A 15,589-nucleotide genomic window follows, 5' to 3' on the forward strand; every position below is an offset into this window, starting at 1 on the left:
GATGTTACACTTTATCGTATCCGTGCATTAAGAGACTTTGGTGATGTCAAGGCTGGTGATCTTGGTGGTTTTATTGAGAAGGAAGATAACCTCTCTCATGACGGAAATTGCTGGGTTGGTGGTGATGCATGGGCTTTTAGCTACGGTCGTGTTTATGATAACGCTATTGTTTGTGATGATGCTATTGTTTGTGGTCACATTTATGGGAATGCGCATGTATGTGGTAAAACCCGCGTGTATGTGGGAGCTCATGTTTATGACAATGCTCACCTTTCTTATAACGCATGGGTTTATCATCATGCACGGGTTTATGGTAATGCAAAATTATCTGGGGGTGCACGTATTCATAGAAATGCAGAAGTTTATGATCATGCTGTTGTTAATGGCGCAGCGAAAATTTATGGCAAGGTCTATGAAAATGCTAGCGTGGGGTGTCATACTGATGTTTACGGTTCTGTTTATGGCAATGCGAAGATCTCTGGTTATTTCGTGATTAGAGGTAATGTATATGGCAATGCAATAATAAAAAGATCAGCCAGGTTTTCTTTCGTTCCCATAAATTGTGAGGTTTATGAAGGCGATAATATTGTTAAAACGGTCGCTGAAGTAGCATAAATAACAGGCGCGAGGGGGGCGCCTGCTTTTTAAAAATAAAGAAACCGTATGTCACATTAAGCACTAAAAAATCATAAAATTGAAATAATTATTTATATAGGTATATAAATAATCGTGAATAAAATAAAACGTATCATATAGCCATAAAGCGTTTTATAGATAAAAATATTGGAGGGGGTAATGGACACTCTATCTACTAATAAATTAAATAAAAAAGTAAAAAATCCAAATTCCAAACAATCAATTTTAATAACTATAATACGTAGAGTGTTTTCTATCGTTTATAAAATATTACATAAGATATTGAAAACGTGCCTTTTTTTCCTTTTCCTTTTTCTTTTGCTTATTCGTAAACCGGTTATTATTTTAACAGAGTTTATAGCAGGGGGGAGTTTGCTGGTGTTATTTATTTTTTTTACTGGATATGTAGCGGGCTCTGCACCTTTTGAACACCAAACAGCAATGGTCATTGGTTATATAGTTTTGATATTTCTAAGTTTAGCTGTCAATTGGGGGTACGATACGCTCCTATTACGGTTAGCTCCTCCCGGTTCTGATCTTATGCTTTTCAAGTAAAAGCTTATTAGAGAATGTTCGTCAAGCTCTCCAATACGATAGAATGGTACTAACAAGAGCTAGTACAAAGAGGATGTATTTTAGGTTGTTTCTGTTTTAAAGCTTGCGCTAAATCATAATTTGTTTGCATAGCTAGCCAAGCACGTGCAGTACTCACACCAGCCATTTCAAGCCTAATAGCGAGATTGGGACTAATAGCAGCTTTCCCATTTAAAACCCTAGAAAAAGCTACACGAGACATACCAAGCCGTTCAGCTGTTTCGGTAACAGATAAACCAATCTCTACGATTACATCTTCACGCAAGAGTTCTCCAGGATGTGGAGGGTTTTTCATCATTTTTTATCTCTCCTTATTCAATGATAATCTAGATAATCAACTAATTCGATATCTATACCAACAAAACGGAATATTACACGCCAATTTCCATTTACAGTAATTGACCAATACCCCTTAAGATCACCTTTTAGAGGATGTAATCGAAAGGACGGATAATTCAAATCATTTGGTGATATAGCTACGTCAAGAGCACCTAGAATACGCCTTAACTTTTGAGTATGAGCAGACTGAATTCCTTTTGTAGTACCAGTAGTGTAGAAGGCTTCAAGCCCTTTATGTTTAAATCCCAAAATCATGCTTCACTGTAATGTGTATCGTTATAAAATACAAGAAGAAGTTGTTCATTAAGCTACAATGTTACCATTATTGGTAACATTGTGAAGCGTAACTACTATGCTTTTATTATTTTTCTCTTCTGTATCTGTATATTTTAAGCATCAAAAATGCCTGCTAAAGCAGATTTTTTGAATTGAGGAGGGGGCAGCCTCTTATTTTATGGATAAATGGAGCTAATTATTTTTCATCTAAGATAATCTTCGAGATCTATTTGATTACTGATGTCCATTTCTAAAGGTTTGCCATTCTCATATACACCTTGAATACCGGCTGCTTTTATGCGATTTTTTAAATTCTCTCTAAGAGCTATTTTGTGGATTTTAGCACTACCTTTCCAACCAAGGTTTGGGTTGAGACGGTAGGATCTATTAATCCCAATACGAGGACCTTCCAAAAGAATATCCATAGCTATTAGTCTTTTTATGCTTCGATTAAAGTGATGTCTGGTAATACCAACTTTTTTAGCCAATTCCGTTTGATTGACAACTAATAGATTTTTGAAATCAAGACGAGAAGCTAGAATGAAAAACACCTTGAGATCATATCCGTTTAAATTACTTTTCGCTATTATAGCCATCGGATGTTGAGGCATTGCAATCCATTCCTTTTTAAATCCATTTTTGCCTTTTAGGTATGACACAAACAACAAAGCCGTCCATAACCTCCACTATTTTACATCTATTTTGTATATTTTTTTTATCCACGTAGTTAAAAAATCAAATGTTTTTTTCCCTACTATAAGGTGCTGTGTAGGCACCCTTAAAAGCTCTCCTTCTAATCATGATTTCGGAGCCGCGTGAGATGGACGAAACAAGACGTTAGGTTCTTTGTCAAGGACGCCTTTAGGCGCCCTGTAAGGGTTTCCTTGACACTAAGAACCAAGACTTGTTAGTCCTCTCATTAAACGCGGATCTGATGTCATGATTTTGGTGAGCGTTCCGGAGAGTTTGAGAGGCGGATAGCCTCTCATTTTATTGATTATGGACGAACGAAGTGAGTTCTATTTAGGAGATATTATTATTTAGGGGCAAATCTATTTTTGTTAGCAAGAGCCCTTAAATCCTTTCTTCTGAAATATATGGCACGTCCGCAACGAATAGGGAGCTCCCCTTGCACGAGAATGATCTGTTCGTCTTTTCGCATGTTTCGTGTCATCTCATGTGGATATATTAAAGGTCTATGCTGGGTGTTTATATTTTCTGTCCTTCTTGTATGGAATCCTCCTAGATTTTTGCTTGAATTTTTCACTTCGACAGTTATTTGACCACATGCCTTGGACACACTTTCTGCTGTTTTAGAATCTTTGATAGCAGCATAGCTTACAAAAGAACAACCTTCAAACCATGATATAGTGCCTGCTGGACCAAAATGGTTTTCAAGTTGTCCTATAGCTTGATAAAAGAGCATAAGGGATATCCCATATTTACGTCCGCGGTCACGCGCTTCTTCTAGGATGTTCATATATCCTAGAAGATCAATTTCGTCTAAGACAAAGAGTACCCTTTTTGCATAGTTACCATCAGCAGCTTCCATAGCTTTGAGAAAAGAGCCAACAAGGATACGCCCAACACCTGGATAAGATTTTAAAATTTTTGAGGGGATATTTAGAAAAATATCAATTTCCCCCTTTGCTATATCGGTAGTTTTAAAATCATTACCACTGATAAGGTTTGCATAGTTAGCGAGGGAAAGCCATTGGGTATCTTTAGAAGCAGTAGCATAAACACCAGAGAAAGTTTGCGGTGCCATATTGGTAAAGACCCCAAGGGTTTCACGGATAAATTGCGATGAAGAATTTGATTGTATCAATTGCAATTTTCCAATCACGGATGGTTCTGGCTCTGATACAATCATACGAAGAGTTTTTAAGTTTTTTCTCTCAAATTCATATTCATCAGAAAAGACAATATGTGCAAGTAGTCCTGTTAATAAATTATGTGCGTGTGATATAAAGAATTGATCTGTTGAAGTTGATTTGTAGTTTTCAGAAAGAAGGAGTCTAGCAACTTCAATCAAACCCGCTTCTCTTTCATAATGGGGGATATTTTCATCTAACAACCAATCTAAAGGATTAAAAGTTTCTGTTGAAGAACCATGGGGGTCAAGCACGTATACTTCTCTTTTTAAAGCCTCCCTTGCACCTTTAACTATTGGAGCGATTTCAGTTGAAGGATCAAAAACGACCATTGGACCGGAATATTTGAGACAAGTTGGAATAACATTACTGGTTGTTTTATAACCACCAGGACCAGCAAAAAATAACATATGGGTTGAATCAAAATCCAGTTTATATGTTAACAATGGCTGGCTACCGCCTTTCCCCCATGTAGTTTTGTCGTTAGGATCAAATTTGACATCTTTAACAACATCTTCGTCGACTCTATAGCGCTCTCCTATAACTATTTCACCATCACTTGGAAAGATATTTTCAAGTTTTTTCATACTCAGCCATTGCATATCACCAAAGATTGTATTTTTTGATTGTTTTAGAGGCGATACTTTTGCCAAAGAAAGATTCATAGTGTAACCAAGGATAACAACGCCAATAACAACACCCCATAAAACCATCCTATCAAAGAAAGGAAGAACATCCGCCCATGTCATATTATCTTGACCTACATAGGGACTAAGTCTGATATATTCATTTGCACTATAATAAGTTGCAAACAAACCAAAGATGATCATGGACGAAATAGTGATATTTTTTCTGATATGCCTTTTTTGTAATAAGATGAATGAAGAACATGAAAGTGCAATAAGGATTAAAATATCCAATTGAAAATCTTTTTTTTTTAATATAGCTTTGACCTTGACACGCTTTTTTCAAGCTATGAGTCGTTTCAAATAGAGGGAAGTATAATGGCAAAAAAATAAAAACCCAACTGCGTTAACAGAAGGGTTTCTAAAAATGTCTTAAAGATAAATTAAGTTAGGAAAACCAAGTTAGGAAAACCAAACTAAATTAAATTAAAAAGAATTAATTACCAAATTAACTCCTAATTTAATTTATCGTGATGCATTCTGCAAGAGAAATTTTGTAGAAAAGGGATATTTTTAACGTTTTTTTTGCCTCCAATAGAGAGGTTTTAAAAATTATGGTTAAGAAAACATCTGGAAGAAAGATAAATGCACATCATATAGAATTTAGAAAATTAGCAGAAACTGCTGAGATTGGTTCTGTAAGCCGTGGTCAATTGATTGGATTGGCTAAAAACATGAAAAAAACTGGTTTAGTTAAAAAACCAGAAGGCGAACTTCTTCTTGAGTTACTGGATACAGCTTCAAGAGATTCATTTGAAAAAGGAGGAGTTCCTATTGTTTTCAAAAGCAATCAACAACTTGGTTATGACATTAGTCGTAGTGAAGGACGCATTAGTCGATTGCTTTCATCTCTCTATGATTGTGGTTTTATTGTTATGCGCGACTCTGGTAACTTTAAACGCTATCCTATACGTAACCATAGCGATGATATCGTAACAGCTTGCGGTATTGATTTACGTATTCTTGTTGCGCGATATCATGAACTTAAGCAAAAAGCAGACGAAGCTCTGGAATGTTATGATAAAAAGAATGAAGCTTTGCATTATTTTAGAGGATTGTTGCGTCAAATTAAAACCTGTTATACAGAAATGGAAGAAACTCCGTTTATCTCATTGCTTTTTTCTAGAATGCAAAAAATTCTTCATATTATTGGTCGACCAACAAAAGCATCTTTTGAAAAATTACAAAAGGCATCCCATCTTTTTGAATGGATTTTACAGCGTTTTTTTAAGCTAAAAACATTAAAAACGACATACAGATATGCCTCCAATGACATACACATAGAACATACAACCCCTAACTATAATTGTAATTGTAACAAAAATGAGTGTTCAGAGTTATCTGAACACACTCAAATCATTAATGTGACCGGAGGTCACATTAAAATGGCTTTTGAAAAAATAAAGAAAGGCAAAACCGAAACATCACTCCCTTCAAAAGGTAGTACATTGCCTCAAATTAAGCCGGAGATACTAGAAAAGGCTTTACCAAATGCCGTCTTGTTTTCTGAATGTAGTTTCCAAACAGAAAGCGATTTGATACATTCTATGTATCCTATGTACAGAATGATTAAAGTTTCAGAACATGCCGCTGAACAAGCTACAAAAATTATGGGACTTAAAAAAACAGCTCTGGCTATTGCTATCATTTTTGAAAAATATGCTAGAGGACTTGTAAAATCACCAGGGGGATATCTCCGCGGCATGATTGATAAAGAAATTCGAGGAGAATTATACCTAGAACGGTCACTCTATGCTTTGCTGAAGCAAGCTGATCAAGAAGAAATAAATAGTTTAAACTTAGAAAAAAATCAGAAAATAAAGCTAAACGAAGAAAAAAGCTCTTTGTTTGAGTTTGAACTCAATAAAACGTTAAAAAATCTAACAATGTCAAAATTTGCATAAAAAATCTTATTAAAGTGAAAAAAATAAATGGATAAAACAAAGAAAATAATAGGGCGACGGTTAACTGCACAACATCTAGAATATCAGAAAATAGCAGAGAATGTTGAATATAAAACAGTAAGCCGCGATAGACTATATAGATTAGCTTCTAAATTACCCATGATTGATTTAATTTCTGATTCAGAAGCTGTTATTCTTACCAACTTATTAGCAATAATACCTGATAAAGAATTTAAAAAAGGTGGATTTCCTATCACTCTTAGAACAAATCAAGAGATTAGTTTTGGCTCTCTTAGTCCAGGTCGTATTAGTACAATTCTCTCGCGTTTGTATGATTGCGGATTGATTGTCATATGGGATTTTGGATATTATGGTCGCCGAAACATAGATGACATAGATTACTATGAACGCTATACTGCAACAATTAGAGCGATTGATTTACGTATTTTTATCATTCGGTACTATGAACTTAAGAAAAAAGTAGATAAAAAATTAAAACGTATTGCATACTAATATGGCATATTTTCAGTGTACGATACTAATATTGTGAGTTTAAAATTACCTATCCAATATTATGAAAAATCTATATCGATAGCTTTTGCTTGCATTTGTTCGTAAAGTTTTTGAATTGCTTTCATATTATCTTTTCGTGCTTCGTTGATCGATAGTTCAATTGAGGTTGAAAAGCATAATCCTGTATCTTCTAGCCATTTATAATGCCATACCATTGCTTTACGCCCCTCATCATAAGGCAATCCACCTTTTCGGTTTTTGGGTAAGCTATGTGTTTTATTTATAAATTGGTATTGTACAGGATCACTAACAAGAGCTATATGTTTTTTAATGACATCTATATAAGCTAAAGCATTTTTGAAAATTTTGATCATAGCTTTACTGTTACCGTATTGGATAAAATCATTTTCTGTTAAAGAGCGCTCACTACTGATGAGTAACGATATATCACCATTTTGTCCAATATCACGAAGATAATTGTACAAATCACTTCGCACATCATGTAATTTTTTTGCCTCCAATGTATTACTAAATTCTTGCATATATTTATGCTGTTGATCGAACAAATATTCTAGTTTATCTTGATATTTTTCATGCTTACTATCATTTGTATAGATTTTTGCTACTACTTCTTCTTCCACAGAAAAACCTTTCTTAATGAGATGTCTTCTTATGCTAACTTGGAAAAAGAATCCGGACAATAGGCAAAAAATATTTAATTATGTCATAAAAAGTGTTTTTTAAATAAGGTAATTGGAGTTTTTAAATTTGCATAAATAATAATTTATATACGAAATAAATATTTTAATTATTCATCTTTAGTGCCATTAATCCTTATTTTTAAAAGGCGTAAAGAAGGTCGAAAATGAGAAAAATTTTTGATTTAAAAAAAAGAGAAAGAGATAAATGATCAACTTATCCTAGCGGGGATAACTTTTTAGAACCTCTTCCTCCAAAAAAAGATATATACAAGATATTTTTATTTAGCAATTATTTTATTAGATCCTTTATCCTTTTTTAATGAGAGGCTATCTGCCTCTCAAACTCTCCGGAACGCTCACCAAAATCATGACATCAGATCCGCGTTTAATGAGAGGACTAACAATCCTTGGTTCTTAGTGTCAAGGAAACCATTACATGGCGCCTAACGGCGTCCTTGACAAAGAACCTAACGTCTTGTTTCGTCCCTCTCACGCGGCTCCGAAATCATGATTAGAAGGGAGAGCTTTTAGGGCAAAGACTACAAAAGAAAGAGATAAAAATTATAAGCTATTTTATGAGATAAATATTTGAAAATATTATAAAAAATTCCAAAAAAAGACAAAAAAATAGTTGACAATAAATCGGTATTTTGCTATATTAATACTTAAGTGATCAAAACACTAAGCCGTAAGAAAACAGATGACAAAAAATCTTTTCTTGCTTTCAGAAACTGACTGTCTTTTATGCTTTTATTAGCATATATAGTGATTTTGTCGGGTGTGGTTATGCCATACAACACCCTTTTAGGGAAAAGCATAACAACGGACTTACGGCCGTGTTTTGAACGCCCGACGCCTTATAGGGTGTCAATTCAAAACTTTTAAACCGTAAGGAGTTCATTATGAACGCTATCTCCAAAAAATATGAATTTACAAATGAAACCAAACAAGTTGGTGATGTTACACTTTATCGTATCCGTGCATTAAGAGACTTTGGTGATGTCAAGGCTGGTGATCTTGGTGGTTTTATTGAAAAGGAAAGCAACTTATCTCATGATGGCAATTGCTGGGTTTACGATAAAGCACGCGTTTTTCAAAATGCAAGGGTTTATGAAAATGGTAAAGTGAAAAGCTTTTTTGTAGACGTTTATGGTGATGCACAAATTTATGGCAATGCTATTTTTGAAGGCATGACAATAAATGATTATTGTGAGGTTTATGGCAACGCCCATATTCAAAACGCTGTTGTAATTGAAGGTAATGCAAAAATTTATGATAACGCCTCTGTAAGTGATAATGCTTATATTTCTGATACATCTGTTATTTGTGGTGATGCTCATGTCGGGGGGGATGCCATTGTTGGTGATGGTGCTTATATTTGTGATCATTCCAGTGTCATTGATGATGCTGTTGTATCTGGCTATTCTTGTATTCATAGCAATGCCTCTTTATCATTTGGTGATCAAATTCATGATGAGGCAATTCCAAGATTTGGTAGTGATGATGATTATTTTCGTGATGAGTATGAGGATGTTGCGTAAATAAAATAGCAGGTGCGGGGGGGCGCCTGCTTTCAGAGAGCAATGTAAAAACAAAGGTATTAAAATTTCCATTAAACTCAATAAAACATGGAACATAACTGAAATTATAGGTGTTGGAAATGCTCAATCATGATGATATCGAAAGTGTTGAATTTTATTTTACTGTAAATGGTAAACAAATAAAATTTGATAAAGAGACTAATGATAAATTAAAGGAAAATATAGATTGGGAGAAATTTTTATCGCAATTATTCGTTGATAAGGAATAATAAGCCCTCTGGGTCAAATGCATATATTTTTTAGGGGAGATCCAAATGCCAAAAATTTTTATTGTATATAATAATCATACTATTTTAGAACAAACTGAACGTATTCTTTTAAAGCTTGGATTGGAACCATACGTTCTGAAATTTGGTAGTGATGATTTAACTACTATTGAGGATTTTAAACAAGAAATTAGTATGCAAACTAATTCTCCAAAATTTGGTATTGTTCTACTTACTCCCGATGACATTGGCTATGCAAAATCTGCTGATAAAAAAGACGCACAGCCGCGCGCTAATCAAAATGTTATTTTAAAAATGGGTATGTTGTTTCCTATAATTTCTTGCAGAAATATTGCTATTTTAAAAAAACGAGATGTTGAAGTACCTTTAGATTATGAAGGGATTAATTATATTCCTTTTAATGAACACGTAAAAGAGACGCTCCCAAAACTTGTTGAACTATTAAACACAGCCGGATTCAATTTAGATACAGTTAACTACTGAATTTTTTTCTGTATGAAGTATACGCAAAATATGCACTCTTCTTTGTTCTTGGGATAAGGCTTTAGGAGTATATGGGATAAAAACGTCCCGTACAGGTTTATTTTCTTGTAATAAAAGCATGAAATGATATAATCATCCCGAAAGGGATGATTATGATTGAAAGCAGAATGAAAATATTGGGTTTTATTGTTAGAAATACACGTAAACAACAAGGATTAACACAAGAACAGTTAGCAGCTACATCAGGGGTTGGTGTGCGTTTTATCCGTGATTTAGAAAGAGGCAAAGAGTCTTGTCATGTTGGAAAAACCATACATGTGCTTTCAATGCTTGGTCTTGATATTCAGATTGAAAATGAAAAATTATGACCCGTACACTTGATGTTTATTTACACGCAAAATTAGTAGGTCAATTACAACAAGAAAAAAGTGGAGATCTCACGTTTCTCTACGATACTGATTATTTGTATAAAGATTTATAGCTTTAGCTTGCATATTTTCGTAGATCTTGCGCATTACCTTCATATTATTCATCCGCATATCAAGGATAGACTTTTCAATATCTGTTAAACGCCCTTTATCGAGATTTTTCAACCGTGTATAATGTGATGCCATTGCTCGTCTAGCTGCATCATAAGGCAATCCATTTTTGCGAAGCTTTGGTAGATTATGTCCCCTATTGATTATGTCATATTGCTTAGGATCAGAAACAATCATTACATGATCTTTAATAACATCTATTTCCGCTAAAGCTGTTCTGAGGCTCCCTGCCATAGACTTACTATTGGCATATCTAAACAAATCATTTTTTACAATTTTGCGTTCTGTACTAATAAGTAATGATAAGTTATTGCTACGTCCAACATCACAAACATGATCATACAATTCATTCCACACACTACATAGCTTCTTAGTCGCTAATGTTTGAGCACGACTTTCTACATAGTTATTTTCACGGAAAAAAATCTTTTCTATCTTGTCGTCTTCTTCAGAAATAATCGCCTCCTATCATAACACCTTTGTCTAACCAATCTGGACCATATTTCTCATCAGCTTTTTTTGTAGAAAATCCCATATCACGAATAAATTGTGCTCCATGTTCAGATCTAAGAAACAAAAGTGTATGTGCTGGAGGCTCAGTCATTGCCAACCATTCCCATGCTGCGTTGCCATCACCGGCATGATCTGCAGCTTCTGACTCGGCAGTATAAATACCATCTTGATCTAAACCGCCTACTCGTAATTCCTCGCGTTCAGCATCAGTCATATAACTTTTGGGTAATTTCTTTTCCATAGGAAATTCCTTTCTGTAATCTGTCTTGAAATATTAATTTAATGATTAAATCTGATCAATCAAATTTCCTATTTTATCATTGATTATTTTGATTATCCTATCAGAAAAAACGATCATTTTTTATGAACGAAAATTGTATATTTAATTCCTATTTTTTCTATGCAATAATATATCAGTTTTAATCAAAAATAACCTTTTTACTGAAAATGCCAAAATTTTATGCTTATTTACGTGTTTCTCGTGATGGACAAGATACAGAAAATCAAAAATTTGGATTGTTAGAATATGCTAATAAAAATGGCTTTGCTCCACTTTATATTGAGGAAGAAATTGCAAGTAGAGGAAAAGATTGGCGTAAGCGTAAACTTGGTGCTTTAATTGAAAAAGCTGAATGTGGTGATGTTTTACTCACACCGGAGTTTTCTCGTATAGCTGGTTCTTCTCTTGCTGTTTTAGAAATTCTCAAAGCAGCCAGTGAACGTGGTTTAATTGTGCATATAACTAAACAAAACCTTATCATGGATGGAAGTTTACAAAGCGATATCATTGCAAACGTATTGGGTATGGTATCACAAATTGAACGGCATTTAATTCAAACACGCACAAAAGAAGCCTTAAATGTTGCTCGTCAACGAGGAATAAAACTTGGCCGGCCAAAAGGAAGTAAAGCTACGCAATTAAAGCTGGACAATCATATTGATGAAATTCAAGCATTTATAAATGTTGGTTTATCACAGAGCCGTATTGCTAAGACATTAGGAGTTAGTGTGAACACCTTACGTTTATTTATTGAACGTAAAAACATCAAGCTTACAAAAACAAAGCCTATCATTACCATGCCAAGAACATTGGAAAATTAAGATAAACTGCGCCAAGTTGATAGTTCTTTTCCATGACGTGATGCATTGAAGTATATTTATTATTTACGTACAAAATACGTATTAAATAAATGATATTTATTTAGTAAATAAGAAATATTTTAATACCTGTAATTACTATGTGTTCAACAAAAGGTGGTGTTGGAAAATCCACATCTATAGCTTATTCTTTTATAGGTATTAGCTCACTCATTAAGTAAGGAGTTTTACTAACTGTCCGTTTTTCTTTAATAGGTCGATTGCTAATTTATCAAACGAAACAAATGTCTCACCACCTAGCCAATTACCTTCATAAGCTATAATTCCATCAGCAAAATCACCACCAGCCTCTAGAATAGCAAGCCCTGCTTCAACAGCTGGTCTATTCATTACTATATTACTGGTTGCTAGCAAGTCGCGTAACATTCCAGCTACATCTTCTTTTGATAGTCTTGCACCTCGGCGAAGTATCCAAACAAGTTCGCATAGACAAGGTAGAGAAATAGCTATGAGAGAAGCTTCTCTTAAAATCTTACTTGCTACCTCCCCTTGCTTTTTATCATCTTGTAAAACAGCACGAGCCAGAACATTTGTATCTACAGAAATCTTCATTTTTTCCCAGCCCAACTAGAAGCTGTAATTTCGTTCATTTCTTCAATGGTTAGAGGTTTTTTTAGTTTTCCAGAAAATCGTCCAATAAAGCTTTCAATAGTGCTTGTAGGCTGTGACGCTTTTATACGAAGTTCACCACCTGGTAACTTATCAAAGTCAATCTTCTCACCTGGTTTAACACCAAGGTGCTGTAGTAAATCCCGCTTTAGCGTAATTTGTCCTTTTGCTGTAACTGTTAATGAAGACATAAAAAATTCCTCTTACTATATAATTATCTAATATACATAAAAGTAATGTAAAAATCAATTACTCACAAGAAACGAAATTGTGAAATAAACTCGTTTGCATACTGGAATGTGCACACCCGATTATACCTGATTTGAAATTAACAAGATATAAATATTTATTACGTATTTTGTACGTAAATAATAAATATTTACAAAATAAATAATAATTATTTATAGTTTTAATAAATACGTAATAAATAAATGTTATTTATTTAGTGTTTATTCATTGAATAAGGAATATCTTAATGCCTGTAATTACTATGTGTTCAACAAAAGGTGGTGTTGGAAAATCCACAATGGCATTAGTATTAGCTAACGTTTTTGCTAAAGCCGGATCTAAGGTGAAATTAATTGATGCAGACCCAAATCAACCACTTGTGACATGGATGAAAAGATCTGTAGATACAATGCCCAAAAATATAGAAGTTTCTGGAGACATTACAGAACAGAATATTGTTTCTTGCATTGATGATGCTGTAGAACAGTTTCCATTTGTTATTGTTGACCTTGAAGGTTCTGCTAATCTTGCGGCTTCTTTTGCTATAGGGAGAGCGGATTTAGTTTTGGTTCCTATGAGAAAAAAACAACTTGATGGAGATCAGATAGGAAAGATCATTGCTTTAATAAAACAACAGAGTCAGTTTTTTAAAAGAGAAATACCTTTTCGTATCGTATTTTCTATGACCAATACCTTAAACAGTCGCGAAGGACAGCATATAGAGAAAACGCTAGAAAAAGCTAATCTTCCTATTTTACCTGCTTCATTAACTGAAAGAGGAGCTTTTAGTGCTCTTTTTCAGATAGGGGGGTCTCTCTTTGATTTAGCATCTTCTGATGTGAATAATCCTCAAGCAGCACAAGAAAATGCAACGGTTTTTGCTAACGCTGTTGTGAAGGTATTGGATAATGAAAATTTATTAAAGGACAAAGTAGCATGACAAAAAGAGCTGAAATTGTATTACCGGATCTTCAAAATTTAAAACCGTTTACAAAAGCACAAAAAGTAGATGAACAAGAATTAGGTAAGATAGGTCAAAATAATGGTTTTACGACACGTCATAGTGTAGAAACAAAACGTGGTAGTGGACGTAGAAGACGTAGTTTAAAAACAGCACGATTAACACTTGCACTTGAACCAGAAGTAAGAGACAGTTTTTGGTCTTTAGCAGACGAACTTAATGAAGATGGTGGTGATTTTCTTAATCGTCTTATTGAAAATTACGTAAATAACAATTACACACAAAATAAACGATGATTATTTATTATTTACGTACAAAATACGTAATAAATATTTAAAATCTTCTTATGAAGAGAGAAGATAGCTGTATGTAATATAATTTTAAAAGTATTCATTCTATTCGGAAACCAACCACAAAATTGCTTTCTGTTTTTTAGGTTTGAGTTGTCTAAAACCTCTTAAAAGGCAGTATTCTTTACTGGAAATTCCTTCATCATAAGGGTATGAGATATTTCTTTTTTGTGAAATATCCGTATAAAAAAAGGAGATATGAACATCTAGTATGTTAGCGATTTCCTGCAAACGCCCAGCTCCTACACGATTTGAGCCGTTTTCATATTTTTGGATTTGTTGGAAGCTTACTCCTAATTTTTTTCCTAATTCTGTCTGAGAAATTCCCATGTACTTTCTTCTATAGCGAATTTTTTCTCCTACAGAAACGTCATTTAAATGTGGAGTTTTTTTTTGCACTTTAAATTCCCCCCTACCGGGTGCGAGCGCCCTCGCATTAGTATTCCGGGAGTAATAAAGTACTGAGTTCGAGTCAGCTTTTTGCTTTTAGTGCTGAGAAGCACTTGGACATAACAAAAACTCCCGGAATTCCGGGTGACCACATAGTGGCTAATTTTTACTCTCGAACTTAGGGCTTTATTTCCCTCTTGATCGCTGCGTAGACGACCAAAATATTTCTTAAGTGATAAAACAATTTCAGGAGATTGGCAAATAAAAATAGTTTTTATTTATAAACTTTATTTTTAATGAGAGGCTATCCGCCTCTCAAACTCTCTGGAACGCTCACCAAAATCATGACATCAGATCCGCGTTTAATGAGAGGACTAACAATCCTTGGTTCTTAGTGTCAAGGAAACCATTACATGGCGCCTAAAGGCGTCCTTGACAAAGAACCTAACGTCTTGTTTTGTCCCTCTCACGCGGCTCTGAAATCATGATTAGAAGGGAGAGCTTTTAGGGCAAATACTACAAAAGAAAGAGATAAAAATTATAAGCTATTTTATGAGATAAATATTTGAAAATATTATAAAAAATGCCAAAAAAGACAAAAAAACAGTTGACAATAAATGGGTATTTTACTATATTAATACTTAAGTGATCAAAACACTAAGCCTAAAGCGAATAGATTACGAAACAATCTTTCTTTGCTTTTCAAAAACTGACTGTCTTTTATGTTTTAAAAACGTATAATGATTTTGTCGGGTGTAGTTATGTCATATAATACCCTTATGGGAAAAGCATAACAACAGACTTTAGGCTGTGTTTTGAGCGCCCGACGCCTTTATAGGAGTCAATTCAAAACATTATAACCTAAAGTAGTTCATTATGAACGCTATCTCCAAAAAATATGAATTTACAAATGAAACCAAACAAGTTGGTGATGTTACACTTTATCGTATCCGTGCATTAAGAGACTTTGGTGATGTCAAGGCTGGTGATCTTGGTGGTTTTATTGA

At 34.1% G+C, this 15,589-nt stretch carries 21 protein-coding genes; 11 read left to right on the forward strand and 10 right to left on the reverse strand.

All coding sequences use genetic code 11. The annotated features are described in order from the left end of the window. Together ACFIO5_RS08230 and ACFIO5_RS08235 are read left to right on the forward strand one after the other, a co-directional pair. Positions 1–615, forward strand: a 615-nt coding sequence (locus ACFIO5_RS08230) for a hypothetical protein (protein ID WP_375705222.1), incomplete at its 5' end; no start/stop codon positions are given. Positions 616–795: 180 nt separating this feature from the next. After that, positions 796–1,191: a hypothetical protein gene (locus ACFIO5_RS08235; RefSeq protein ID WP_375705223.1), complete on the forward strand. Its 396-nt coding sequence runs from the start codon at positions 796–798 to the stop codon at positions 1,189–1,191. 49 nt (positions 1,192–1,240) lie between these two features. Here the strand turns inward: ACFIO5_RS08235 and ACFIO5_RS08240 are convergent, their stop codons facing one another. The 4 genes from ACFIO5_RS08240 to traG all read right to left on the reverse strand — a co-directional run bounded on the left by ACFIO5_RS08240 (position 1,241) and on the right by traG (position 4,639). Next, the gene (locus ACFIO5_RS08240; protein WP_375705224.1) at positions 1,241–1,528 is read right to left on the reverse strand and encodes a HigA family addiction module antitoxin; all 288 of its coding nucleotides are present in this window, start codon (positions 1,526–1,528) and stop codon (positions 1,241–1,243) included. A gap of 17 nt (positions 1,529–1,545) precedes the next feature. Next, positions 1,546–1,824, reverse strand: a complete 279-nt coding sequence (locus ACFIO5_RS08245) for a type II toxin-antitoxin system RelE/ParE family toxin (protein WP_012755126.1) — start codon at positions 1,822–1,824, stop codon at positions 1,546–1,548. Between the two features lie 224 nt (positions 1,825–2,048). After that, a complete protein-coding gene (locus tag ACFIO5_RS08250) occupies positions 2,049–2,456 on the reverse strand; it encodes a replication protein RepA (protein WP_375705225.1) in 408 nt (135 codons plus the stop codon). A gap of 425 nt (positions 2,457–2,881) precedes the next feature. Beyond that, on the reverse strand, positions 2,882–4,639 hold the full coding sequence (gene traG, locus ACFIO5_RS08255; RefSeq protein ID WP_375705226.1) for a Ti-type conjugative transfer system protein TraG: 1,758 nt from the start codon (positions 4,637–4,639) through the stop codon (positions 2,882–2,884). 320 nt (positions 4,640–4,959) lie between these two features. Here traG and repC point away from each other — a divergent pair, with 320 nt between their 5' ends. Both repC and ACFIO5_RS08265 read left to right on the forward strand, forming a co-directional pair. Next, positions 4,960–6,309 (forward strand): replication initiation protein RepC, encoded by a 1,350-nt coding sequence (repC, locus tag ACFIO5_RS08260; protein WP_375705227.1) that lies wholly within the window; start codon positions 4,960–4,962, stop codon positions 6,307–6,309. A 27-nt stretch (positions 6,310–6,336) separates the two neighbouring features. Beyond that, positions 6,337–6,822 carry a helix-turn-helix domain-containing protein gene (locus ACFIO5_RS08265; RefSeq protein WP_273724029.1) on the forward strand — a complete coding sequence of 162 codons (486 nt, stop codon included), beginning with the start codon at positions 6,337–6,339 and terminating at the stop codon, positions 6,820–6,822. A gap of 59 nt (positions 6,823–6,881) precedes the next feature. Here the strand turns inward: ACFIO5_RS08265 and ACFIO5_RS08270 are convergent, their stop codons facing one another. Beyond that, a complete protein-coding gene (locus ACFIO5_RS08270) occupies positions 6,882–7,463 on the reverse strand; it encodes a hypothetical protein (RefSeq protein ID WP_375705228.1) in 582 nt (193 codons plus the stop codon). Positions 7,464–8,425: 962 nt separating this feature from the next. On the opposite strand from ACFIO5_RS08270, the gene ACFIO5_RS08275 reads away from it, so the two are divergent. The 4 genes from ACFIO5_RS08275 to ACFIO5_RS08290 all read left to right on the forward strand — a co-directional run bounded on the left by ACFIO5_RS08275 (position 8,426) and on the right by ACFIO5_RS08290 (position 10,202). After that, positions 8,426–9,064, forward strand: a complete 639-nt coding sequence (locus ACFIO5_RS08275) for a hypothetical protein (RefSeq protein WP_375705229.1) — start codon at positions 8,426–8,428, stop codon at positions 9,062–9,064. A gap of 119 nt (positions 9,065–9,183) precedes the next feature. Beyond that, positions 9,184–9,333: a hypothetical protein gene (locus tag ACFIO5_RS08280; protein ID WP_187147397.1), complete on the forward strand. Its 150-nt coding sequence runs from the start codon at positions 9,184–9,186 to the stop codon at positions 9,331–9,333. A gap of 45 nt (positions 9,334–9,378) precedes the next feature. After that, entirely contained in the window at positions 9,379–9,834 is a 456-nt protein-coding gene (locus ACFIO5_RS08285; RefSeq protein WP_375705230.1) for a TIR domain-containing protein, read from the forward strand. 152 nt (positions 9,835–9,986) lie between these two features. Then, a complete protein-coding gene (locus ACFIO5_RS08290; protein WP_007552402.1) occupies positions 9,987–10,202 on the forward strand; it encodes a type II toxin-antitoxin system Y4mF family antitoxin in 216 nt (71 codons plus the stop codon). 69 nt (positions 10,203–10,271) lie between these two features. On the opposite strand, the gene ACFIO5_RS08295 is transcribed toward ACFIO5_RS08290, so the two are convergent. Both ACFIO5_RS08295 and ACFIO5_RS08300 read right to left on the reverse strand, forming a co-directional pair. Beyond that, positions 10,272–10,730 carry a hypothetical protein gene (locus ACFIO5_RS08295; RefSeq protein ID WP_375675801.1) on the reverse strand — a complete coding sequence of 153 codons (459 nt, stop codon included), beginning with the start codon at positions 10,728–10,730 and terminating at the stop codon, positions 10,272–10,274. A 91-nt stretch (positions 10,731–10,821) separates the two neighbouring features. After that, a complete protein-coding gene (locus ACFIO5_RS08300) occupies positions 10,822–11,127 on the reverse strand; it encodes a hypothetical protein (protein ID WP_375675802.1) in 306 nt (101 codons plus the stop codon). A gap of 206 nt (positions 11,128–11,333) precedes the next feature. Here ACFIO5_RS08300 and ACFIO5_RS08305 point away from each other — a divergent pair, with 206 nt between their 5' ends. After that, the gene (locus ACFIO5_RS08305) at positions 11,334–11,987 is read left to right on the forward strand and encodes a recombinase family protein (protein ID WP_375641058.1); all 654 of its coding nucleotides are present in this window, start codon (positions 11,334–11,336) and stop codon (positions 11,985–11,987) included. Between the two features lie 210 nt (positions 11,988–12,197). Here the strand turns inward: ACFIO5_RS08305 and ACFIO5_RS08310 are convergent, their stop codons facing one another. Then, entirely contained in the window at positions 12,198–12,596 is a 399-nt protein-coding gene (locus ACFIO5_RS08310) for a type II toxin-antitoxin system VapC family toxin (protein WP_375628370.1), read from the reverse strand. Continuing rightward, on the reverse strand, positions 12,593–12,844 hold the full coding sequence (locus tag ACFIO5_RS08315; protein WP_004857201.1) for an AbrB/MazE/SpoVT family DNA-binding domain-containing protein: 252 nt from the start codon (positions 12,842–12,844) through the stop codon (positions 12,593–12,595). Before ACFIO5_RS08315 ends, ACFIO5_RS08310 begins: the two co-directional genes overlap by 4 nt. Positions 12,845–13,128: 284 nt before the next feature. On the opposite strand from ACFIO5_RS08315, the gene ACFIO5_RS08320 reads away from it, so the two are divergent. Further along, positions 13,129–13,821: a nucleotide-binding protein gene (locus ACFIO5_RS08320; protein WP_012755131.1), complete on the forward strand. Its 693-nt coding sequence runs from the start codon at positions 13,129–13,131 to the stop codon at positions 13,819–13,821. Further along, positions 13,818–14,138: a hypothetical protein gene (locus tag ACFIO5_RS08325; RefSeq protein ID WP_375630656.1), complete on the forward strand. Its 321-nt coding sequence runs from the start codon at positions 13,818–13,820 to the stop codon at positions 14,136–14,138. Before ACFIO5_RS08320 ends, ACFIO5_RS08325 begins: the two co-directional genes overlap by 4 nt. 99 nt (positions 14,139–14,237) lie before the next feature. On the opposite strand, the gene ACFIO5_RS08330 is transcribed toward ACFIO5_RS08325, so the two are convergent. Then, the gene (locus ACFIO5_RS08330) at positions 14,238–14,591 is read right to left on the reverse strand and encodes a helix-turn-helix domain-containing protein (RefSeq protein WP_375705231.1); all 354 of its coding nucleotides are present in this window, start codon (positions 14,589–14,591) and stop codon (positions 14,238–14,240) included. Between the last annotated feature and the right edge of the window lie 998 nt (positions 14,592–15,589).

It is taken from the genome of Bartonella sp. AA86SXKL (assembly GCF_042196885.1).